Source organism: Enterobacter sp. R-25 (assembly GCF_049913205.1).
Taxonomy (GTDB): domain Bacteria; phylum Pseudomonadota; class Gammaproteobacteria; order Enterobacterales; family Enterobacteriaceae; genus Enterobacter; species Enterobacter ludwigii.
This window is the reverse complement of the sequence record NZ_CP183982.1, coordinates 1,021,056-1,041,684: the sequence shown is the minus strand read 5'-3', so window position 1 is coordinate 1,041,684 and position 20,629 is coordinate 1,021,056. Positions and strand designations below refer to the sequence as shown.

Here is a 20,629-nt window from a genome sequence, read left to right as displayed (position 1 = left end):
CTCTTTATGTTTTGTTATAACATAACAAAATGATATCTAACCCCTGCTGAAAAAACAACCCCTCTGCCCCGACGATATTTTCTGTTGTGCCGTAAATCATGACCTGCGCGTGCTATAACTTTATCATTTAGCGGTAAAATCTTTCTCCTCTGGCAGGTTTTTCAGCGCCCAGGAGCGGGCATAAGAGGAAGGAAACAGCACCATGAAAACCCGACATCTGGTCAGTCTGGTGACCGGCGTACTTATCATTGCGGTGCTGGTTCCGATTAGCCTGAGCATCTGGCTGGCACATCGCCAGGCGGAAGATAAGTTTGTCGATGCGCTGGATAGCTATGCCTCACGCGTGCTGATACGTACCGCCAGGGTGGTGGATGATGCAAAGGAAGCGCTCAATAGCCTGCAGACCTTTAAAGGGATCCCCTGTAGCGTTATGCATTTAAGGGAGATGCGGCGGGTCGCTTTTTCATGGCGTTATGTTCAGGAAGTTATTTATATCAACAATCTTGAACCCCTTTGCTCGTCCCTGGAACAAACCAGTCAGTCGGCCCCTTTCCCGCCGCCCATGCGAATCACGGAAGATGGTTATGGCGCATGGCTCACCACGCAAAACGATCTCGGTTTTAGCCGCTACATGGCGGTCCTGGGTCGGGGCCACTATCTGGTGCTGGTGGATCCTGCCTCGCTTGTCGATGTGATCCCTTTTGGTGAGATCGCCACAGATGCCGCCCTGGTGGGCAGCAAATCACATCTCATTTTTGCCAGCAGCAGCAAGCTCGATCCGCATATCCGCAATCTGGTTAAGGATCAGGGCGTCACCCGTATTCAGTACAACGGCTCGATATACATTATGAAGCCTGTTCCTGAACTGGGGTTTACGGTGGTCGCCTGGGCGGCGTTAAAACCGCTGGCTGAAACCTGGCACCAGCAACTTCTCATCTGGCTGCCATTCGGCATACTGATAAGTCTGCTTGCCGCACTCTTTGTTTTACGATTGCTGCGTCGCATCCAGTCGCCACGCAACCGCCTGCTTGACGCCATCAATAACCGGGAATTTGTGGTGCATTACCAGCCCATTATTGAACTCTCTAGTGGGAAGATTGTGGGCGCAGAGGCGCTAACCCGCTGGCCCCAGCCTGACGGCAGCAGCCTTTCACCGGATATTTTTGTGCCACTTGCTGAGCAAACGGGGCTCATCTCGCAGCTGACGCATTTGGTCATTGAAAAGGTGTTTGAGGATATGGGCTACTGGCTGCACCTTCATGCCGGGCAGCATATTTCCATTAACCTCGCGCCGGCCGATTTGACCTCGGGAAAACTCCCGCCACTGTTGAGTCACTTAATGAATAAGTGGAAAGTCCATCCGCAACAGATCGCCCTTGAGTTAACCGAGCGCGGCTTTGCCGATCCTAAAATCAGCGCACCGGCCATCGCCGCCTTTCGTCATTCAGGCCACGCAATCTATATTGATGATTTCGGTACGGGCTATTCCAGCCTGAGCTACCTGCAGGATCTGGATGTCGACACGCTAAAAATTGATAAAGCGTTTGTGGATGCACTGGAATATAAAAACGTGACGCCACACATTATTGAAATGGCAAAATCGCTGAAGCTGGCGATGGTTGCGGAAGGCGTGGAGACCGAAGGGCAACTCGCCTGGCTACGTCGTCACGGCGTGCAGTATGGGCAGGGTTGGTACTACAGCAAGGCGTTGCCGAAAGCGGACTTTATTCTTTGGGCGGAAGATAACCTCAAAACACATCCTACTTAAGATAGGATTTGATCACCTGTAACACGACGCCAAGATCGGCTTCGCGCTGAGCTTCTTCAGGCTCTTTTACCACATGATCGGTGAGATGACCTTCGATCACCTGCATCATCATGCCGTTTACCGCGCCGCGGATCGCCGCCAGCTGTTGTAACACGTCGGCGCATTCGTGGTCGCTATTGAGCATTTTTTCCAGGGCAGCGCTTTGCCCCTGAATTTTCTTCAGGCGAGTCAATAACATCTTCTTGTCGCGAACCGTATGTGACATCTCTGTCTCCCTTATCGTATGGCTTTTAAAGCATATCATGCTCTACTCCCCCTGAGTATTTTTCTACTGGGGGGTAGTATTTGACTACTGGGGGGGAGTAGTATCTGAACACGCTTTCCACTCCGGAATTTTCCATGAACGATTTTGCTTCACTCCTGCAGCAGGGCAATGCCTGGCTGTTTGTACCCAGCGCTATCCTCCTCGGCGCGCTGCATGGCCTGGAGCCGGGCCACTCCAAAACGATGATGGCCGCGTTTATTGTGGCTATTCGCGGTACGCTGAAACAGGCAGTGTTGCTTAGTCTGGCGGCAACGCTTTCCCATACGGCGGTGGTCTGGATCATTGCCATGGCAGGATTATGGTTTGGCCGGGGCTGGGATGCGCATACGTCTGAGCCCTGGTTCCAGCTGGTCTCGGGGATACTGATCGTGCTGATCGCCCTGTGGATGGCCTGGCGAACCTGGAAGGAGAGTCAGCCACACGATCACCACCATCATCACGATCACCATGACCATCATCATGACCATGACCATGACCATGACCATGACCACCATCATGATCATCACGACCATGACCATCATCATGATCATCACGACCATGACCATGACCATCATCATGATCATCACGACCATGGGCATCCACTGGTTGAAGAAGAGTGGCAGGACGCCCACCAGCGCGCGCATGCACAGGATATTAACCGCCGCTTCAACGGCCAGAACGTTACCACCGGACAAATTGCACTGTTTGGTCTGACCGGAGGGCTTATCCCCTGCCCGGCCTCAATCACGGTCCTGCTCATCTGCCTGCAGCTGAAGCATTTTGCCCTCGGCGCAACGCTGGTATTCAGCTTCAGTATTGGTCTGGCGTTAACGCTGGTCGCTTCCGGTGCAATTGCCGCCCTGAGCCTTAAGCATGCGACAAAACGCTGGCCGGGTTTCAGCGAGTTTTCACGAAAAGCACCGTGGATCTCCGCCGCCCTGATTACTGTGGTCGGGATTTACATGAGCCTGCACGGCCTGAGCGGTATCCTGGCGTAAGCGAGGCGGCCACTGCTGTGGCCGCCTCTTTGCTCAGTCAGGGTTCTGCTGCCAGCTGAAGGTATAGCGAAGCTGGCGTTTCTGCAGAATAAATTCCGGCGAGACGCTGGGGCTCCACGAGTCATCACCGCCCACGCCCATATGGAACGCGTCTAGGTTAAGCCAACACCCCGGCTCCTCGCGCAACAGATGATGGTGAGTTGTCTCGTGCAACTGCTGCTGGCTGTAGCGGCTGACGGAGAAATGGAACAGGCCATTCAGCCGATGCGCGCCCAGCAGCAGTTCACGGGTATCACAGCGCAGACCATTTTCTGTCGGGAAGATGTAAGGCGTGTGCATGGCTTCCAGCGGTAATGTCCAGCGCCCCTGCTGAGCCGCCAGCGTTCTGTCCGGGTAGTTTTCATGTGGCCCAAGCCCCAGCCACTGAACCGTTTCCGGCGTTGCGGCAAGGTGAACACTCAGGCCTACGCGTGCCGGTTCCGGGATATCAGACGCAATATCGACCTGGATATCGCCATGCAAAACGCCCCGATCGTCCACCCGCCAGACTTTACGGCTCAGGAACAGCGCTTTACCGCGATACTCCCAGACATGCAGGGTTTTCACCACCGCCTCGGCTGCATGCTGCTCTCCTTCACAGTGCAGTAATCGCGGGGTGAGCTCGTACATGCCTGCCGCTTTCCAGCGCTCAACCCACGCATTCGGATCGATTCGCGTGGCCTCGCTCACGCCAATATCATTGTCCAGCGGTGCGCGGCTAACGTTATCCGTCAGCGGTGAGAGCAGCGTTTCAACGCCATTGCGCCACCATTGCGTCAGGTGTCCTGATGCGCGGTTGAACTGCCAGCGTTGCTGCTGATGCACCAGCTCAAACACGTCGCCAGTTTGCGTTAACACCGGCGGTACACCTTCTGGCGCTGGCGGGGCGATATACAGGGGAGTCGGAACCGGCCACTGCTCCCACGCGCAGCGATGGTTTGCCGGTGACCACGGCGTCGCCCGCGGCTGGTGCACTTCAACGTTCAGCCAGACGTCACCCGGTTCAGGCGCCAGCGCTGGCAGGTTGATGTCCAGACGCTGTGTGCCCTGGGGAGCAATGGAGAGCGTCACGTCCCCTCTGGCCAGCACGTTGCCGTCGCGGACAAGGGTCCAGCGCAGCACCTCGTTATCGGTATGACGGAACAGGTAATCGCTGTGGACTTCAATCACCAGCGGAGACGTACTTATCCGCGTAAAGGTGAAAAACTGCTGAGCGCGCTGGGCTTCATACAGCGCCGGATGCGGTGTGCGATCGGGAAAAACCAGCCCGTTAAGGCAGAACTGGCGGTCATTGGGCGTGTCGCCAAAGTCTCCCCCGTAGGCCCAGAACGGTGTGCCATTGTCATCTTTTCTGGTCAGCGCCTGGTCAACCCAGTCCCAGACAAATCCCCCCTGCAGGCGAGGATGGCGGCGAAACGCCTGCCAGTATTTGGCAAAACCACCGAAGCTGTTTCCCATCGCGTGGGCGTATTCACAGAGAATAAGCGGACGCGTTTCATCCGGCATGCCGATCCATTTTTTAACAGACCATTTCGGTACCGCCGGGAAGGGCTGATCCTGATCGACCCGGGCATACATCGGGCACACGATATCGGTCGCTGCCGTATTCGCCCCACCGCCTTCGTACTGCACCGGACGCGTCGGATCGGTGGTTTTCAGCCAGCGATACAGTGCGTCATGGTTCGCGCCATGGCCGGACTCATTCCCCAGCGACCAGATGATAATCGAAGGATGATTGCGGTCGCGCTGCACCATGCGGGTGACGCGTTCGCTCATGGCAGGGAGCCAGCGCGGATCGTCAGCAAGGCGACTCATCGGCACCATGCCGTGGGTTTCAATATTGGCTTCGTCGACGACATACAAACCATAGCGGTCGCAAAGCGTGTACCACAGCGGATGGTTCGGATAGTGCGAGCAGCGCACGGCGTTGAAGTTGTGCTGCTTCATGAGTTCGATATCGCGGCGCATCGTCGCTTCATCCATCACCTGGCCATTTTCCGGGTGATGCTCATGCCGGTTAACGCCGCGGATCAGCAGGGGTTTACCGTTGAGCTTCAGCAGGCCATTGCTGATCTCTATGCGGCGGAACCCCACATCGCAGGCCTCCGTTTCCAGCACCTCACCCTGCGCGTTCAGAAGGGTCATCGTCAGGCGATAAAGTTCCGGCGTTTCCGCACTCCACAAGGCGGGCGCCTCAACGGGGAGCGTCACCGTTAGCCGCTCGGCCCAGCCGCCGCGCTCATCGACAGCGGCAGTGCCCGGCCGCCCGGTGGCACTGCCGCATTTTTCGCCGTTGCGCCACAGGGTAAACGCCACCTCACACTCCGCAAACTGTGCGCCTGCGAGCGCGAGATCCACCTTCAGCACCGCGCGATCCCGCTCCGCATTCAGGTCAGTCACAACCTGATAATCGGCTATGTGCGTCTCTGGCTTATGCAGCAGCGACACATCGCGGAAAATCCCGCTCATGCGCCACATGTCCTGATCTTCCAGATAGCTCCCGTCGCACCAGCGCAACACCATGACCGCAATGCGGTTCTGGCCAGGACGCAGCACCGTAGAAAGATCGAATTCGGCGGGCAGTCGGCTGTCCTGTGAATAACCGATCCACTGACCGTTACACCACAGATGAAACGCCGAGTTCACGCCATCGAAGACAATGCGGGTTTGGCCGCTCTGCAGCCAGACATCATCCATCTCAAATGTGAGCGAGTAACAACCTGTTGGGTTTTCTTGCGGCACAAACGGTGGGTTTACGGGGATCGGATAGGTCACGTTGGTGTAGATGGGCGTGTCGAAGCCCTGCATCTGCCAGTTAGAGGGCACGGGCATCAGCACGGCATCGGCGCAATCTTCACTGACCCATACCGAAGGAACCTGCTCTGGTGCAGGAAAGAAGCTAAAACGCCACTCCCCGTTAAGGAGGCGTCGGCTGACGGTTCCCCCGTCTTCTCTGGCGGAGTGTTCGTCACGCCAGCTGTGCAAGGGAGCATGTGCTGCCAGGCGGTTCCACTGGGTGACTCCGGGATTTTCCCAGTCCCGACGAGCCAGAAGTGCGCTGAGGGTCAGCGATGGAGTGTTGGACATATTAACCTCTTTGCGAAGCGCTCACAATTTTAGCTAACATGCCCTGGCTACCGGGTGCGGTAAAGCATCGGATCGCGGGGTAGCGAGTCAGATCACAAAAGTCTTACCGGCGGGCAAGTTGCTCAGCCGCTAGCGCCAGGCTCCTGAGCTGCTGTGCCAGATCCTCGCGTTCGATCTGCTGCGGATCGTGGCGAGCGGTAGAATGGCGGGTCACCAGCGTCACCGGAAGCTGAACCTGCCAGTATGCGTCACCCTCAACTGGCGCCAGCAGCCACTCCACGCTTCGCTCGCCAGCCTCGCGAAAAGCCTGGCGAATAGTGGTCAGTGGGGGAGAAAACCAGGCGCTGTCTGCCGTATCGTCGAACCCGACAACCGACATCTGGCCCGGGATCGCGGTCCCTTTTTCCGCACAGGCGCGCATCACCCCCAGCGCCATTTGGTCGTTCGCGACCACTATCGCATCCGGGAGTTGCGCGGCAGATAACAGCAAATGTCCTTTCTCATATCCGCTTGCCGCACTCCAGTCGCCGTGCGCCACCGCGACAGCCTCAAGCCCGGCCTGGGCCAGCGTGGTGTTCCAGCCTGCGAGACGTGCCCGGGCAGAGACAGAGCTCTCCGGTCCGCTCAGCAGCGCTATACGCTCATGCCCCAGCGAAAGCAGATGCTCAATCCCGAGACGAGCCCCCTGCTCTGCATTAAACACAAGACTGTTTACCTGAGCCGAGGGCGAGACATCCAGAAACAGCACCGGAATGGGCGATGCGAGGGCTTTTAGCGCCTCAGCATGAGGATCCTCCAGCGGCACATTCACCAGCAGAGCTTCCACACGCTGCGCCAGCAACGCCTGAAGGGCAGACTGGCACTGCTGTGGATGTTCTACCATTGAGATAAGCACGCTCGCCCCCTGCTCAACCGCCCTGGATTTTACCGCCGAAACAATTTGCGAAGGGGCGTGCAGCGCCAGATCGGTAGTAATAAGGCCAAGCGTACGGGTACGTTTACCCGCCAGCTGTTGTGCCCTGAGATTGGGGACGTAGTGCAGTTCCGCCATCGCCTGCTGCACCTTTTCCCGCGTGCGGGCAGAGACATGCTCCGCGTCGTTAATCACACGGGAAACGGTCTGATAAGAAACCCCCGCAAGGAGGGCAACATCATAAAGAGTGATTGCTTTCATGCATTCTGGCATCGCGTCATTCGAAGGCCACTATTCTGACACAGCGTCGCCATGAAAACATGTGAGCGCTTCGCAGAATTAAACAACCCGCTCCGGCTGGGGGGCCTTCTCAACGCGCGGCTTATAACGGAAAAGAGGCAAGCAGATCTGGATAAGCGGGCCAATGGTCAGCGCATACGCGACGGTGCCTATCCCGAACGTTCCGCCCAGCATGCACCCAATCAGCAGCACGGACACTTCAATCGAGGTACGCACGCTGCGGATGGACCATCCCATACGGGCATGGATCCCGGTCATGAGACCGTCGCGCGGGCCCGCCCCGAAACCGGCACCGATATACATACCGGTGGCTATCGCGTTCACGACAATTCCGGCCACCAGCAGCGCGATACGCAGGGGCAGCGAGGTCACCTCGGGGATCAGGGCCATGGAGGCATCTGCCGCAAGGCCAATAATAATCACGTTACTGAGGGTTCCCAGACCAGGCATCTGACGCAGCGGGATCCACAGCAGCAGTACCGCCGCACCGGTTAAAATAATCACCATCCCAATGCTCAACCCCAGCTGGATCGCCACGCCCAGGTGGAAGACGTCCCACGGATCTAGCCCCAGATCCGAACGAATAAACATCGTGGTTGAAAGCCCATACAGCCCTAAACCGACATACAGTTGTAGCAGACGACGTACCATTTTTTATCTTCTCCAGTGAACCAGGCTTTCATCTTGAGCGAAAATGGCATTATGATTAATGTCCAGTTTTCAAATAGTGGACTGCACATGTCATCTCGCCGCTTCGGAAGCCAGTCATTGGTACGCCTGTTAGGCCACTGGCAACAAACCTCGTCCCGGACCCCGCTCTGGCGTCAGCTGGCGGATGCGTTGCGCCTGTTAATTCTTGATGGCCGACTGGCGCTTAACACCCGTCTACCCGGCGAGCGGGAGCTGGCCACTGCGCTGGATGTGAGCCGGACCACCATCAGCAGCGCACTCGCCCATCTGCGTGAGGAAGGTTATCTCGAAAGCCGCCACGGCAGCGGTTCACGCGTGATCCTGCCCGACACACGCGCCGTGCCAACCCTTTCAGCAGCCAGTGCCGCGCTGGATCTCTCCACCGCGGCGCTCAATGCCGGGCCTGAGATCCACCAGGCCTATACCCATGCGCTCACGGCCATTACGCAACATCTCTCGCTTACGGGTTACGATCAGCTTGGGTTGCCGGCGCTGCGGGAAGCCATCGCCGCACGCTATACCGCGCGGGGGCTTCCGACCCGGACAGACGAGGTGATGGTGGTCAATGGCGCGGTCAGCGGTTTTGCGCTGGTCCTGCGGATGATGACCGGTCCGGGGGATCGCGTCGTGGTCGATCATCCCACTTACCCGCTGGCGATCGCCGCCATTCAGGGAGCGCAGTGCCGTCCAGTGGGCGTGTCGCTGCCGGAAACGGGCTGGGATACCCATGGGTTTGCCGCAACGCTTGCCCAGACAGCGCCGCGCCTGGCATACCTGATGCCCGATTTTCATAACCCGACCGGGCGATGCATGGATATTCCCACCCGCCAGGCAATCACCGAGATTGCCGCGCAAACCCGCACGACGCTGGTAGTAGATGAAACGATGGTGGATCTGTGGTTTGACTCGCCCCCCCCGCCGCCGCTGGCGTCATTCAACCCGCAGGCCACCGTGATAACGTTAGGCTCTGCCGGAAAAAGTTTCTGGGGCGGCCTTCGTCTTGGCTGGATCCGTGCCTCCTCGCGCACCATCGCTACGCTTGCCCAGACGCGGGATACCCTGGATTTAGGATCGCCCATGCTCGAACAGCTGGCGACGCTGTGGCTTATCAATAACAGCGAAACGTTTTTGCCCGCTCGCCGGAAGATGCTGGCGGAACGACGAGACCAATGCGGCGCGCTGTTGCGTGAGCACTTCCCTGAATGGACATTCCATGAAGCGGAAGGTGGGCTTTCCTACTGGATTGAACTGCCGGGGATGCTGGCAACACAGCTTGCTGCACGCGCAGAGATACTGGGAATCAACCTGGGGACCGGCACGCGGTTTGGTTTATCGGGTGCGTTTGATCGGTATTTACGTATGCCCTTTTCACTCGATCCGGCTGAGCTTGAACAGGCGTTACTGAGAATTAAACCCTTGTGGCTCGCCCTGAATAAAAACGTGCCATCAATAAAAAGAAGTCTGGTTTGATATAAAAAATTTGAAGTGGATCATAAAATAAAAACTGCTGACTGTCACAGATACAGTCAGCAGTTTTCACCATTCAGGATTTAGTGCTGAGGAGGAATAGGAAAACCTTTCAGTGAAATAACGAAATTTTCACCGTCTTTCTTTATTTTTGCGCCGGTATCACACCAGTCAGACGCAATACGAAAGAACTCATCACTTCCTACATTCCAGCCAAGACGTACATGCTTCACGTAGCCTGAACGCAACAGATCGCAGGCCTCGTTGTAGTCACTGGCAGTTGACAGTTGTTGTTTCATTTTCTCTTCTTAAGAATTTTACGTAGAGCCTTGATTTCTTTAGGAGTAAATGGAGAAACACTCTCTTCTTCCGTATGCTGGTTATCAATATCCTCTTCCGATACTCCCGCCTCTTCTACCGCTTCGAATGCCAGCAGCAGCAGTTTCTCTGTCGTCACGCTTAAATTCTCGTTATTAACTTCAGCATAGTGGCGAAGTCTTTCTTTTAGCGCTTGATCAATCTTAACGTTTAACACCGCAGTAGCCATGTTTGTCACTTCCCTTCGGAATAAGTACTTTATTTAATACACGAACTTACCAATGTTATCCAGATATATATTTTTAAGTTATGACAGAAAAAAGACATCCGATATTAAAATGACAGTCTATTATTACAGGTTTATGACAGTAATATTTCAATGCAATGAAATATATATTACATGCAGTCAGTAAAGTCCTAATAACGTTGTGGATTAAAGGCTATTCGAAGCGAAGAGAAACAGGGAGAGTGTTGATGAGAGCAGAAATGGGTGGGGGCCCTGCCAGCTACATCCCGGCACACACGTCGTCTGCCCTGGCTGCTTCCTTCCGGACCTGACCTGGTGAACAGAGTAGCGTTGCGGGAGAACCAACAGAGCCCCCATTGAGAGCGTTGATAACCAACGCGCTGGCGCATTATCCCTGTGCTTACCGCCAATTGCAAGCGACCCGCAACTGGATGCTGGTTTCTTGCGCAAACTGGCGCAGCAATTGGGTTTATCTTCGTTTAACATGACTGTCCAGACATTCCCCACAGGTAGACGTATGGACGAACATGATTCCTTTCCACAACGCGTATGGCAAATTGTGGCCTCTGTGCCGGAAGGTTATGTTACCACCTATGGCGACGTAGCGCGTCTGGCCGGTTCTCCGCGTGCGGCGCGGCAGGTCGGTGGCGTACTGAAAAGGTTGCCCGAAGGAAGCACCCTGCCCTGGCATCGGGTGGTAAATCGTCATGGGGCGATCTCGTTGACCGGGCCGGATCTGCAGCGCCAGCGTCAGGCGTTACTGTCAGAAGGGGTGCAGGTGTCGGGGTCAGGACAGATTGATTTGCAAAAGTACCGCTGGGTGTATTAAACCCTCTCCCGAAGGAGAGGGTTTAAAGCGTTACATCTGGGTCGGAGGGGTTGGCAGAGACGGTTGGTTAGTCTGTGGCGCAACCGGCACTTCGGTTTGCTGTACCGGAACCAGGTTCAGGTCAACTTTTGTCCCGCCGTGGTTAATCGCTTCCTGCACCGTATCGGTGATAAACACCAGTTTATCGTTGATCGTTACTGCTGCGCTCAGGAGGATACGGGCATTAGGCTGCACGTCTGATGGGTTATACGGCAACACGAAGCTAAACGGTGCCTGCTTACCTTCCGTACGCACGGCACGCTGGGCCAATACTTTAGACGGCGCGTCTGCCAGGGAAGCATCAGACAGGGTTACCGTTAATACCGCATCTGGTGGTAACGCGACTTTCTGTTTAATCCAGATAGTCCCGGAAACGTTAGGCTGCTGAATGGACTGCTGTGAGAGTGTATTAATCCCGTTTGGATCTGCTGCTGGCACCGGCACCTGGGCGCTCTTTCCTGCACAGGCGGACAACGCCACCGCAATTGCTACACCACTTAGCATGGGCACGAGTTTCATTGAAGTCTCCTTATCATCAATGCACCAGCGGGATCGATCCCATCCGATGTCGTTTCAATCACATAACACAGGTAAGTTTGGCACAGATCACTGATTTATGCCTAAAATCGTCCAGATATTCAGATTATTCTACCCATCGGACCACTTTCATTTCTGCGTTATACTCTGCCTATCTTTCGCTACGGCGTTTATTGAGGACAACTATGAGTCAGGCACTGAACAATCTGCTGACATTACTGAATCTGGAAAAAATTGAGGAAGGACTCTTTCGCGGACAGAGCGAAGATCTCGGCTTACGCCAGGTCTTCGGCGGGCAAGTCGTAGGACAAGCGCTCTACGCAGCAAAGGAGACCGTCCCTGCAGACCGTCTGGTGCACTCATTTCACAGCTACTTCTTACGCCCTGGTGATAGCGCAAAACCCATCGTGTATGACGTTGAGGTATTGCGGGATGGCAACAGCTTTAGCGCGCGTCGTGTCGCGGCGGTTCAGAATGGCAAGCCTATCTTTTACATGACCGCCTCGTTCCAGGCGCCGGAACCGGGTTATGAGCATCAGAAAACGATGCCACCCGCGCCGTCGCCAGACGAACTCAAATCCGAGACCGATATCGCCCGTGCGCTGGCGCATCTGCTTCCACCGCAGGTAAAGGAGAAGTTTCTCTGCGATAAACCGCTTGAGATCCGCCCTGTCGAATTCCATAACCCGATGAAAGGCCACACGGCCGAGCCGAAGCGCCAGGTCTGGATCCGCGCTAACGGTACCGTACCCGCGGATTTCCGCGTTCATCAGTATCTGCTGGGTTATGCCTCAGATTTCAACTTCCTGCCGGTGGCGCTGCAGCCGCACGGCGTGGGCTTCCTTGAAAAAGGGATGCAGGTGGCCACCATCGATCACTCCATGTGGTTCCATCGTCCGTTCGACATGAACGAGTGGCTGCTCTACAGCGTGGAGAGTACCTCGGCGTCAAGCGCGCGCGGCTTTGTGCGCGGTGAGTTTTACACTCAGGATGGCGTGCTGGTCGCGTCGACGGTGCAGGAAGGGGTAATGCGTAACCGCGGGTGATGCTGTACTGCGGCCCTCTCCCGACGGGAGAGGGAACAAAACGAAAACGGCAACCCTGGGTTGCCGTTTTGCTTATCAGGCGTTGTACGCATTCTCGCCGTGGCTGTTGACGTCCAGACCTTCGCGTTCCTGCTCTTCCGGAACACGCAGACCGACGGTCATATCCGCCAGCTTATAGCCGATGAAGGCCACAACGGCAGACCACACGACGGTGATGGCAATACTTTCCAGCTGCACCAGCACCTGGTGAACCATGGTGACGCCTTCTGCGTAACCCACGCCACCCAGCGATTTCGCCGCGAAGATACCGGTCATGATACAACCGACGATGCCGCAGACGCCGTGTACACCGAAGACATCGCACGGGTCATCGACGCGCAGAACACGTTTCAGCGCCGTCACACCCCACAGACCCGCCAGACCGGCCACCAGCCCGACAAGCAGCGCGCCGCCAACACCGACGTAGCCACAAGCTGGCGTGATACCAACCAGACCGGCAATTGCACCTGAACAGGCACCCAGCAGCGAAGGCTTACCGCGTACCGCCCACTCACCAAATACCCATGAGAGGATCGCACCCGCCGTGGCCACAACCGTGTTCACGAAGGCCAGCGCGGCGATTTCGTTTGCTGCGCTTGCTGAACCGGCGTTGAAGCCGAACCAGCCAAAGTAAAGGATCGCTGTACCGGTAAAGACCATCGGCAGGTTGTGCGGTTTGAACGCTTCTTTACCGAAGCCCACGCGTTTGCCAATCAGGTATGCCCCTACCAGGCCCGCCACCGCGGCGTTGATGTGTACAACGGTACCGCCTGCGAAGTCCAGCGCGCCATGGCTCGCCAGCAGACCGCCACCCCAGACCATGTGCGCAATCGGCACATAGGAGAGCGTCAGCCAGACCACCACGAAGATCAGGACGGCGGAGAAGCGAATACGCTCAGCCAGCGCCCCGACGATCAGCCCGACGGTGATACAGGCGAACGAGCCCTGGAAGGCAACGTGAATATATTGATAGAAACTGCCCATCAGCGCGGTCAGTTCGATGTTTTTCAGCATGACCCAGTCAAAGTTTCCGAAGAACGCATTGCCCGTGCCGAAGGCCAGAGAGTAACCGTAGACCACCCACAACACGCAAACCAGCGCGAACGTGACGGCAACCTGCGTCAGCATGGAGAGAACGTTTTTGCCACGGATCAGGCCGCCATAGAACAGCGCAATGCCCGGAATGGACATGAACAGCACCAGCGCGGTGCTGATCATCATAAAGGCGTTATCGGCTTTGTCTGCCACCGCAGGGGCAGCCAGTGCCAGGCCCGGCAGCAGTGCCAGCGAACCCAGACCCGTTTTGATTGTTGCTATCTTCATTTTCTCGATCCCTATCACTGTGTGCCAGGAGTTACTTACAGTGCCGCTTCGTCAGATTCGCCGGTACGGATGCGAATGACGCGCTGCAATTCGGCAACGAAAATTTTGCCGTCGCCAATTTTGCCGGTGTAGGCCGCTTTGCTAATGACATCAATAACTTCATCAAGCTGGTCATCAGCAATCGCGACATCAATTTTTACTTTTGGCAGGAAGTTAACGCTGTATTCTGCCCCGCGGTAAAGCTCGGCATGACCCTTCTGACGACCAAAGCCTTTCACTTCGGTGACAGTCAGTCCCTGAATACCCATGGAAGACAATGCTTCACGCACGTCTTCGAGTTTGAATGGTTTGATTACAACCGTAACCAGCTTCATAGATCCCCTCCAGTCAGAATTCGGTAATGGCCGCCGCTAATACGCAGAAGACATTGCAAGGGGTGTGCCAGAAATGAAAACCTGAGGGAAACGCGCTGCAATGAGCATTACACGAGCATGTTTAACGAACCGGTGAAAAAAAACGCACCATGACAGTGCACGGTGCGTTTCAGTTTTGCACCAACAGTAATGACTGTTAGCGCGCTGCCTTATTTTGGTGCATCAGGCGCTGAGGGATTCGTCCTCACGCACGCTGGCGGCCAGCTCTTCACCGGCCAGCTGCAGCTGATACATCTGCCAGTAGCGCCCTTTTGCTTCGAGCAGCTCCCGGTGCGTACCGCGTTCAACGGCCTGACCACGGTGCAGCACCAGGATGGTGTCTGCGTCGACAATCGTTGAAAGACGGTGTGCGATAACCACCAGCGTCGTGTGGTCACGCACCGCGGCCAGCGCCAGCTGGATAGCCTGCTCAGTACCAGAGTCGATGCTGGCGGTCGCTTCGTCGAGTATCAGCACCTGCGGCGTTTCAATCAGCACCCGCGCCAGGGCCAGAAGCTGCTTTTGTCCCACCGAGAGGTTATTCCCCTGCTCACCAAGCCGGGTATTGATCCCATCGCTAAAGCCGCGCGCCAGCTCTGCCAGCTGCACGGTTTCCAGCACATCCCACACCTGTTGCTGGGTATAGTCCCGACCGAGAGTGACGTTGGCGTAAAAGGTATCGGCCATGACTACCGGGTCTTGCTGCACCATTGCAACGCCTTTGCGCAACACATTGTGGCTCAGTGATGCGAGCGGACGACCATCAATGCGGATTTCACCCTGACTGACCGGGTAATAGCCCATCAACAGGCTGGCGAGGGTACTTTTGCCGCTACCGGTGTGCCCCACCAGCGCCACAAAGCCGCGCGACGGCACATCAAGAGAGATGTCCTGCAACACCAGACGGTCTTCACGGTAAGCAAACGAGACCTTATCAAACGTAATCTCTCCGCTTTGCAAAGGACGCTCATCATCGCCGTAGGTCTGACGTGGCCGGTCCATCAGTTCGAACACGCGCTCCCCCGCCACCACGGCCTGTTGCAACATAGATTGCTGGGTGGTGAGTTCTATCAACGGTTCATTAAGGCGTCCCAGATAGCTGATAAAAGCGTACAGAACCCCAACTTCAATTGTTCCGTTCGCGCTCATCCCGAAAAGCATCAGCAGGCCACAGAGAACCAACGCCGAGAAGAGGCTCAGCAGCGGACGCAGCAGGAAACCGTCCAGTCGCAGCGTCTGCATACGCGCCATATAGTGCGACCGGCTGGCTTCCCCCATGCGTTCACCAAAGCGAGCCTGCTGGCGGAACTGCTGAATGACGCTCATGCCGTTGATCACTTCGTTGAAGCCATCGTTGATATCGGCCAGATAGGCGCGCACCCGACGCACAATCGGCGTGCTGTAGCGTTGATAGATGACCATTACAATCAATACGGCCGGGAAGATGGTGATCGCCACCAGAGCCATACGCCAGTTGAGGCTGAACATCGCCACCAGCATGGCGCCAATCAGCGCCGCGCTGCGCAGCACGGTTGCCACGACGGTGACATACAGATCGCGGATCACCTCGGTATCGTTGGTCACCCGGGATATCACCTGCCCAACCGGCTGGGTATCAAACTCGCTCAACGGCTGGCGCAGTGCCGCATCCATCACATCCGTACGTAGCTTCTGCACCACGCCCACGGCCGCCCGGTTAAAGAGCAGAGACTGGGCGTAATGCAGTGACGCCGCAGTCAGCTGTAGCCCAACGTAGGCCACACCTAACCCCGCGACGAGCCCCAGCGGCAAATAGCTTTTCGCCACCATATTGTCGATAAAGTAGCTGATGAGCAGCGGACCGCTCACTTCTGCAATCGCGGCAATCCACAGCAACAGCACGGCAAGTGAAAGCGGTTTTCGCCACGGAGAACCATAGGCCAGCAGGCGTTTTAGCGTCGGCCACTGCGTCACGGTCTTACGCATTAGCGTTCTCCTCATCCTGTTCCGGGGCGTCGTCCAGCGCCGCTTCAAGCTGCTGATAACGATACATATCGCGATACCAGCCCGGTTGCTCCGCAAGCTGTTCATGCTGTCCGCGCTGGGCAATGTGCCCGTGCTGTAATACCAGAATTTCATTGGCTTCCGTCAGCGCCGACAACCGGTGTGCACTGATGATCACCGTCCTTCCATCCCCCCACTGTCGCAGGTTATGCAGGATCTGGTGCTCGGTGCGGCCATCGACGGCGGAGAGCGCATCATCAAGGATCAGGATTTCGGCATTCAGCAGCAGCGCGCGGGCAATCGAGAGACGCTGTTTTTGCCCGCCGGAAAGCATAACGCCACGCTCACCCACTTCCGTTTCATAGCCCTGTGGCAGACGCAGAATATCGTCATGGACGCTGGCCAGGCGCGCGACGTGCTCAATCTCTTCCTGAGTCGCCGCCGGGCGTCCGAGGGCAATGTTATTCGCCACGGTGTCAGAAAAGAGAAACGGCGTCTGGCTGACCACCGCCAGACGACCGCGCCAGTCATCGAGCAGCAGGTTCGTCAACGGAATATCATGGAAGCGAATATCGCCCTGCGTGACGTCAAAGTGACGTTGAATCAGGGAGAGTACGGTACTTTTCCCGGCGCCTGTCGGACCGCAGATACCGAGCATCTGACCCGGTTTGAGCGTAAAGCTGACGTTCTCCAGTACCGTATGTTCCGTTTGCGGATACACAAACTTACGGACGTCGACATTCATCACGCCGCGCCCTTCCGGTACCGATTCGCTACCGTCATTCACCACTGGCGCTTCGGCAAGCATCGCGCGAATACGGCTGTAGGCGGCGCTGCCGCGCTCTACGATGTTAAACATCCAGGCCAGTGCCAGCATCGGCCATATCATCAGCCCCAGGTACATGGCAAAGCTGGTCAATTGCCCGAGGGTTAGCGAGCCCTGCACCACCATCCAGCTCCCGCCACCAATGGCCAGCAGGTTTGCCATGCCAATCGCGACATAGATTGTCGGGTCAAACCGCGCATCGATACGCGCAACGCGCATGTTCTTCGCCCCCGTGTCGGCGGCATCGGCTGCAAACAGCGCGGATTGTCGATCTTCCAGGCCAAACGCTTTGATCATGCGGATGCTGGTCATGCTCTCCTGCGTACGGTCATTCAGCGAGGAAAACGCCGCCTGCGCCAGCTTGAAGCGCTCATGAAGCTGTTCGCCATAGCGGTTGATCGCCAGCGCCATCAGCGGCATAGGTAGCAACGCCAGCAGCGTGAGCTGCCAGCTTATCTGGGTGGACATCACAATCAGAACCGCACAGCCCATCACCAGAGAGTCCACCAGCGTTAACACCCCTTCCCCGGCGGCAAACACGACGCGGTCAACGTCATTGGTGGCGCGAGCGATAAGATCCCCGGTGCGATGGCGCAGGTAGAACTCGGGATGCTGGCGGCTCAGCTGACGATAAAAATCTTCACGCAGTTCGACGGCCAGCTGATAGGACGCGCCAAACAGCAGTACCCGCCAGACGTAGCGCAGCAGATAGACAATGATGGCCGTCAGCACCAGCGTGCCGACCCACATCAACACCCGTGCGGTGGTGTAATGCTGTTCTGTAACGCCATCCACCACGTATCCCACCACTTTCGGTGGAATTAACTGCAGGATGGCAATGATAATAAGCAGGGCCACAGCGCCGAGGTAGCGTTGCCACTCCCGACGAAAGTACCAGCTTAATTGGGCAAATAATCGCACGCGGTTTGTTCCTGAAGGTATGGATCCGGCTACGCCGGGAAGTTATTCAATTAATCAATGGGTAGTGCTGTGGTGTATTTAATCTGTTCCATGGCGAAGCTCGAGGTGACGTCCGACAAGCCCGGTACGCTGTTCACCAGCCGCTTGTAAAAATCATCATAACGCTTCATGTCTGCCACCTGGACGCGCATCAGATAGTCATACTCTCCCGCCATGCGCCAGAAACCGAGCACCTCCGGCATCTCGGAGACCTGTGTTACGAAGCGGCTGTACCACTCGCTGCTGTGATGTTGGGTTTTTATCAGGACAAATGCCGTCAACCCAAGCCCCAGTTTTTCGGGATCTAAAAGCGCGACTCGCCCCAGAAGGATGCCGTCATCTTCAAGCTTCTTGAGGCGCTTCCAGCACGGCGTGGTGGTCAGATTAACGGCATCTGCCAGTGCCTGCAAAGAGAGGGTACAGTCACTTTGCAGTAAAGAAAGCAGCTTACGGTCTATTTTATCTAGCATACCCACCTCACAGAGAAAAATTTTCTCCCTTCATTCTATTTTAAAGGCCATATAGCAACAATTTTTTCTGTGCTTTTCGCTATGCTGGGCACAAAATGACAAACGGATAAATACGATGAATAGCGCCTGGGTTAAACATGCCATCAGCGAAATCAATGCCGACTATCAGCGCTCGGCGGACACCCATCTCATTCGCCTGGCTCTGCCGGGTTTTGCTGGCATCCAGCTGTACCTGAAAGATGAAAGCACCCATCCCACCGGTAGCCTGAAGCATCGCCTGGCGCGTTCGCTCTTTTTATACGGTTTGTGTAACGGCTGGATTAAGGAGGGAACCACGATTATTGAATCCTCCTCCGGTTCAACCGCCGTATCCGAAGCCTACTTTGCCCGCCTGCTGGGCCTGCCGTTTATCGCCGTGATGCCCTCCTGCACCGCGAAACGAAAAATTGAGCAGATCGAATTTTACGGTGGACGCTGCCACTTTGTGGAAAGCGCCTGCGAAATTTACGCCGCGTCTGAAATGCTGGCCCGTGAGCTGAATGGCCACTATATGGATCAGTTCACCTTTGCCGAGCGAGCCACAGACTGGCGCGGCAATAACAACATCGCCGACAGTATTTTCCGCCAGATGACCCACGAACCTCACCCTGTTCCGTCGTACATCGTGATGAGCGCCGGTACTGGCGGCACCTCAGCCACCCTGGGGCGTTACATCCGCTGTCAGGGCTATGATACGCAGCTGATGGTGGTGGATCCGCAGAACTCGGTGTTCCTGGACTACTGGCAAAGCCGCAATGCGGATCTGCGCAGCCCGGTGGGCAGTAAGATTGAAGGTATTGGCCGCCCGCGCGTGGAGCCTTCATTCATTCCGGACGTGGTGGATGAAATGCTCCGCGTGCCGGATGCCGCCAGCGTGGCAACCGCGCACTGGCTGGAGACACAGATTGGCCGTAAAGTCGGTGCATCTACCGGCACCAACATGTGGGGAGCCCTGCAGCTTGCGGCTCGCATGCGTGAAGAGGGGCGCACCGGCTCTATCGTCACCCTGCTCTGCGACAGCGGCGAGCGCTATCTTGAGACCTATTACAATGCGCAGTGGGTTCAGGCAAACATCGGCGATATTGAGCCGTGGAAAGCGCAGATTACGCAGCTGGTGAAATAAAAAAAAGCCAGACCGGGGTCTGGCTTGCTGGAAGGGTCTCACTATTCGGGGGAATATGGGAGGTTGTTGTTGTCCAGCCAATGCGTCAAAAAATGAGACACTGCTTCGTTACCGCAGTGCCCGATAACCGGTAGATGGGGAAGCTCTGCCTTCAACTGCGGCATCGCATTTCCCATAATCAGACCGCGACCAACGCTGCCCAGCATTTCGCGGTCGTTCATGGCGTCGCCAAACGCCATACATTCCTGCATCGTTAAGCCTAAGTGATCGCTCAGTACCGCCAGCGCCGATCCTTTATTACACCCAACCGGCAAAACCTCGAGACAGTCCACCGCTGAAAAGGTCAGGTGCGCCCGGTCGCCTAACGCGTCATTCAGTTGAATGCGTAAGCGACAAAGATCGTCATGATCGCCGCAGAAACAGATCTTCGTCACCGCGTGAGCCGGAATACGGCGCAGATCGATAAGCTGATAGCGGAAACCACTGTAGACATGGGCGTGCAGCAATGCCGGAATGTCATGCCCGGTAAACCAGCCGTTATCGTTAAAGACGTGAACGCTGGCCCGGGTGTCCCAGGTGCTGTGCAGGACGATATCTGCCACTTCCGGGTTGAGATCCTGACGGTGGAGAACATCGCCTTCGACAGAGTGAATGCGCGTCCCGTTGCCGGTAATAAGAAAAGCATCCAGGGAAAATGCCCCCAGCAAATGGCGCATCTCCAGCACATGACGGCCGGTGGCAAACGTCAGGGTGACATCACGTTCGTGCAGGCGCTTAAGAGTACTCAGGGTTTTCTCACCCAGACGGTGATCCGGCATTAACAACGTACCGTCCATATCAAACGCAGCGAGACGAGCCATGATTACTCCTG

At 56.3% G+C, this 20,629-nt stretch carries 19 protein-coding genes and 1 other RNA gene; 6 read left to right on the top strand and 14 right to left on the bottom strand.

Going from position 1 to position 20,629, the window contains the following annotated elements; genetic code table 11:
- Window positions 1–202: 202 nt before the first annotated feature.
- On the top strand, window positions 203–1,768 hold the full coding sequence (locus ACN9MQ_RS04920; RefSeq protein WP_063156334.1) for an EAL domain-containing protein: 1,566 nt from the start codon (window positions 203–205) through the stop codon (window positions 1,766–1,768).
- On the opposite strand, the gene ACN9MQ_RS04915 is transcribed toward ACN9MQ_RS04920, so the two are convergent.
- Window positions 1,761–2,033: a metal/formaldehyde-sensitive transcriptional repressor gene (locus tag ACN9MQ_RS04915; protein WP_020885193.1), complete on the bottom strand. Its 273-nt coding sequence runs from the start codon at window positions 2,031–2,033 to the stop codon at window positions 1,761–1,763. The two genes, ACN9MQ_RS04920 and ACN9MQ_RS04915, sit on opposite strands and share 8 nt — an antisense overlap.
- Window positions 2,034–2,167: 134 nt before the next feature.
- Here ACN9MQ_RS04915 and ACN9MQ_RS04910 point away from each other — a divergent pair, with 134 nt between their 5' ends.
- Window positions 2,168–3,070, top strand: a complete 903-nt coding sequence (locus tag ACN9MQ_RS04910) for a nickel/cobalt efflux protein RcnA (protein WP_426262678.1) — start codon at window positions 2,168–2,170, stop codon at window positions 3,068–3,070.
- A gap of 33 nt (window positions 3,071–3,103) precedes the next feature.
- Here ACN9MQ_RS04910 and ACN9MQ_RS04905 read toward each other — a convergent pair whose 3' ends face one another.
- The 3 genes from ACN9MQ_RS04905 to ACN9MQ_RS04895 form a co-directional block, all read right to left on the bottom strand.
- Window positions 3,104–6,196, bottom strand: a complete 3,093-nt coding sequence (locus tag ACN9MQ_RS04905) for a beta-galactosidase (protein WP_426021413.1) — start codon at window positions 6,194–6,196, stop codon at window positions 3,104–3,106.
- 103 nt (window positions 6,197–6,299) lie between these two features.
- Window positions 6,300–7,370, bottom strand: coding sequence for a LacI family DNA-binding transcriptional regulator (locus ACN9MQ_RS04900; RefSeq protein ID WP_422714450.1), 1,071 nt, complete (start codon window positions 7,368–7,370; stop codon window positions 6,300–6,302).
- Window positions 7,371–7,448: 78 nt separating this feature from the next.
- Complete coding sequence (locus ACN9MQ_RS04895; protein ID WP_014168890.1) at window positions 7,449–8,060, bottom strand: YczE/YyaS/YitT family protein; 612 nt, start codon at window positions 8,058–8,060, stop codon at window positions 7,449–7,451.
- Between the two features lie 87 nt (window positions 8,061–8,147).
- On the opposite strand from ACN9MQ_RS04895, the gene ACN9MQ_RS04890 reads away from it, so the two are divergent.
- Window positions 8,148–9,569, top strand: a complete 1,422-nt coding sequence (locus tag ACN9MQ_RS04890; RefSeq protein ID WP_025204848.1) for a PLP-dependent aminotransferase family protein — start codon at window positions 8,148–8,150, stop codon at window positions 9,567–9,569.
- 80 nt (window positions 9,570–9,649) lie between these two features.
- Here ACN9MQ_RS04890 and ACN9MQ_RS04885 read toward each other — a convergent pair whose 3' ends face one another.
- The 3 genes from ACN9MQ_RS04885 to ffs form a co-directional block, all read right to left on the bottom strand.
- Window positions 9,650–9,865, bottom strand: coding sequence for a hypothetical protein (locus ACN9MQ_RS04885; protein WP_014168888.1), 216 nt, complete (start codon window positions 9,863–9,865; stop codon window positions 9,650–9,652).
- Window positions 9,862–10,113, bottom strand: a complete 252-nt coding sequence (locus tag ACN9MQ_RS04880; protein WP_020885198.1) for a hypothetical protein — start codon at window positions 10,111–10,113, stop codon at window positions 9,862–9,864. The genes ACN9MQ_RS04885 and ACN9MQ_RS04880 overlap by 4 nt, the downstream gene beginning before the upstream one ends.
- A 268-nt stretch (window positions 10,114–10,381) precedes the next feature.
- An RNA gene (gene ffs / locus ACN9MQ_RS04875) (signal recognition particle sRNA small type) lies at window positions 10,382–10,478 on the bottom strand.
- A 170-nt stretch (window positions 10,479–10,648) separates the two neighbouring features.
- Here ffs and ACN9MQ_RS04870 point away from each other — a divergent pair.
- Entirely contained in the window at window positions 10,649–10,960 is a 312-nt protein-coding gene (locus ACN9MQ_RS04870; RefSeq protein ID WP_025204849.1) for an MGMT family protein, read from the top strand.
- A 30-nt stretch (window positions 10,961–10,990) separates the two neighbouring features.
- Here ACN9MQ_RS04870 and ACN9MQ_RS04865 read toward each other — a convergent pair whose 3' ends face one another.
- Entirely contained in the window at window positions 10,991–11,518 is a 528-nt protein-coding gene (locus ACN9MQ_RS04865; RefSeq protein WP_014168885.1) for a YbaY family lipoprotein, read from the bottom strand.
- Between the two features lie 203 nt (window positions 11,519–11,721).
- Between ACN9MQ_RS04865 and tesB the strand changes: the two genes are divergently transcribed.
- A complete protein-coding gene (gene tesB, locus ACN9MQ_RS04860; RefSeq protein WP_047744132.1) occupies window positions 11,722–12,582 on the top strand; it encodes an acyl-CoA thioesterase II in 861 nt (286 codons plus the stop codon).
- Window positions 12,583–12,657: 75 nt separating this feature from the next.
- On the opposite strand, the gene amtB is transcribed toward tesB, so the two are convergent.
- From amtB to ACN9MQ_RS04835, 5 genes are all read right to left on the bottom strand, one after another.
- Window positions 12,658–13,944: an ammonium transporter AmtB gene (gene amtB, locus ACN9MQ_RS04855; RefSeq protein ID WP_020885201.1), complete on the bottom strand. Its 1,287-nt coding sequence runs from the start codon at window positions 13,942–13,944 to the stop codon at window positions 12,658–12,660.
- A gap of 35 nt (window positions 13,945–13,979) precedes the next feature.
- Window positions 13,980–14,318 carry a P-II family nitrogen regulator gene (gene glnK, locus ACN9MQ_RS04850; protein WP_008503304.1) on the bottom strand — a complete coding sequence of 113 codons (339 nt, stop codon included), beginning with the start codon at window positions 14,316–14,318 and terminating at the stop codon, window positions 13,980–13,982.
- 222 nt (window positions 14,319–14,540) lie between these two features.
- Entirely contained in the window at window positions 14,541–16,322 is a 1,782-nt protein-coding gene (locus tag ACN9MQ_RS04845; RefSeq protein WP_020885202.1) for a SmdB family multidrug efflux ABC transporter permease/ATP-binding protein, read from the bottom strand.
- Window positions 16,315–18,087 carry a SmdA family multidrug ABC transporter permease/ATP-binding protein gene (locus ACN9MQ_RS04840; protein WP_032681552.1) on the bottom strand — a complete coding sequence of 591 codons (1,773 nt, stop codon included), beginning with the start codon at window positions 18,085–18,087 and terminating at the stop codon, window positions 16,315–16,317. The genes ACN9MQ_RS04845 and ACN9MQ_RS04840 overlap by 8 nt, the downstream gene beginning before the upstream one ends.
- Window positions 18,088–18,137: 50 nt before the next feature.
- Complete coding sequence (locus ACN9MQ_RS04835; protein ID WP_020885204.1) at window positions 18,138–18,596, bottom strand: Lrp/AsnC family transcriptional regulator; 459 nt, start codon at window positions 18,594–18,596, stop codon at window positions 18,138–18,140.
- A gap of 115 nt (window positions 18,597–18,711) precedes the next feature.
- On the opposite strand from ACN9MQ_RS04835, the gene ACN9MQ_RS04830 reads away from it, so the two are divergent.
- On the top strand, window positions 18,712–19,758 hold the full coding sequence (locus tag ACN9MQ_RS04830) for a PLP-dependent cysteine synthase family protein (RefSeq protein ID WP_040016790.1): 1,047 nt from the start codon (window positions 18,712–18,714) through the stop codon (window positions 19,756–19,758).
- 41 nt (window positions 19,759–19,799) lie between these two features.
- Here ACN9MQ_RS04830 and cof read toward each other — a convergent pair whose 3' ends face one another.
- Window positions 19,800–20,618: an HMP-PP phosphatase gene (gene cof / locus ACN9MQ_RS04825; RefSeq protein ID WP_014168878.1), complete on the bottom strand. Its 819-nt coding sequence runs from the start codon at window positions 20,616–20,618 to the stop codon at window positions 19,800–19,802.
- Window positions 20,619–20,629: the final 11 nt, after the last annotated feature.

Coding starts and splice junctions, on each gene's coding strand:
- ACN9MQ_RS04880 (WP_020885198.1), bottom strand. CDS start 10,113: ATGGCTACTGCGGTGTTAAACGTTAAGATTGATCAAGCGCTAAAAGAA.
- ACN9MQ_RS04835 (WP_020885204.1), bottom strand. CDS start 18,596: ATGCTAGATAAAATAGACCGTAAGCTGCTTTCTTTACTGCAAAGTGAC.
- ACN9MQ_RS04895 (WP_014168890.1), bottom strand. CDS start 8,060: ATGGTACGTCGTCTGCTACAACTGTATGTCGGTTTAGGGCTGTATGGG.
- cof (WP_014168878.1), bottom strand. CDS start 20,618: ATGGCTCGTCTCGCTGCGTTTGATATGGACGGTACGTTGTTAATGCCG.
- ACN9MQ_RS04885 (WP_014168888.1), bottom strand. CDS start 9,865: ATGAAACAACAACTGTCAACTGCCAGTGACTACAACGAGGCCTGCGAT.
- ACN9MQ_RS04905 (WP_426021413.1), bottom strand. CDS start 6,196: ATGTCCAACACTCCATCGCTGACCCTCAGCGCACTTCTGGCTCGTCGG.
- amtB (WP_020885201.1), bottom strand. CDS start 13,944: ATGAAGATAGCAACAATCAAAACGGGTCTGGGTTCGCTGGCACTGCTG.
- ACN9MQ_RS04845 (WP_020885202.1), bottom strand. CDS start 16,322: ATGCGTAAGACCGTGACGCAGTGGCCGACGCTAAAACGCCTGCTGGCC.
- ACN9MQ_RS04830 (WP_040016790.1), top strand. CDS start 18,712: ATGAATAGCGCCTGGGTTAAACATGCCATCAGCGAAATCAATGCCGAC.
- ACN9MQ_RS04910 (WP_426262678.1), top strand. CDS start 2,168: ATGAACGATTTTGCTTCACTCCTGCAGCAGGGCAATGCCTGGCTGTTT.
- tesB (WP_047744132.1), top strand. CDS start 11,722: ATGAGTCAGGCACTGAACAATCTGCTGACATTACTGAATCTGGAAAAA.
- ACN9MQ_RS04890 (WP_025204848.1), top strand. CDS start 8,148: ATGTCATCTCGCCGCTTCGGAAGCCAGTCATTGGTACGCCTGTTAGGC.
- ACN9MQ_RS04920 (WP_063156334.1), top strand. CDS start 203: ATGAAAACCCGACATCTGGTCAGTCTGGTGACCGGCGTACTTATCATT.
- ACN9MQ_RS04870 (WP_025204849.1), top strand. CDS start 10,649: ATGGACGAACATGATTCCTTTCCACAACGCGTATGGCAAATTGTGGCC.
- ACN9MQ_RS04865 (WP_014168885.1), bottom strand. CDS start 11,518: ATGAAACTCGTGCCCATGCTAAGTGGTGTAGCAATTGCGGTGGCGTTG.
- ACN9MQ_RS04900 (WP_422714450.1), bottom strand. CDS start 7,370: ATGAAAGCAATCACTCTTTATGATGTTGCCCTCCTTGCGGGGGTTTCT.
- glnK (WP_008503304.1), bottom strand. CDS start 14,318: ATGAAGCTGGTTACGGTTGTAATCAAACCATTCAAACTCGAAGACGTG.
- ACN9MQ_RS04915 (WP_020885193.1), bottom strand. CDS start 2,033: ATGTCACATACGGTTCGCGACAAGAAGATGTTATTGACTCGCCTGAAG.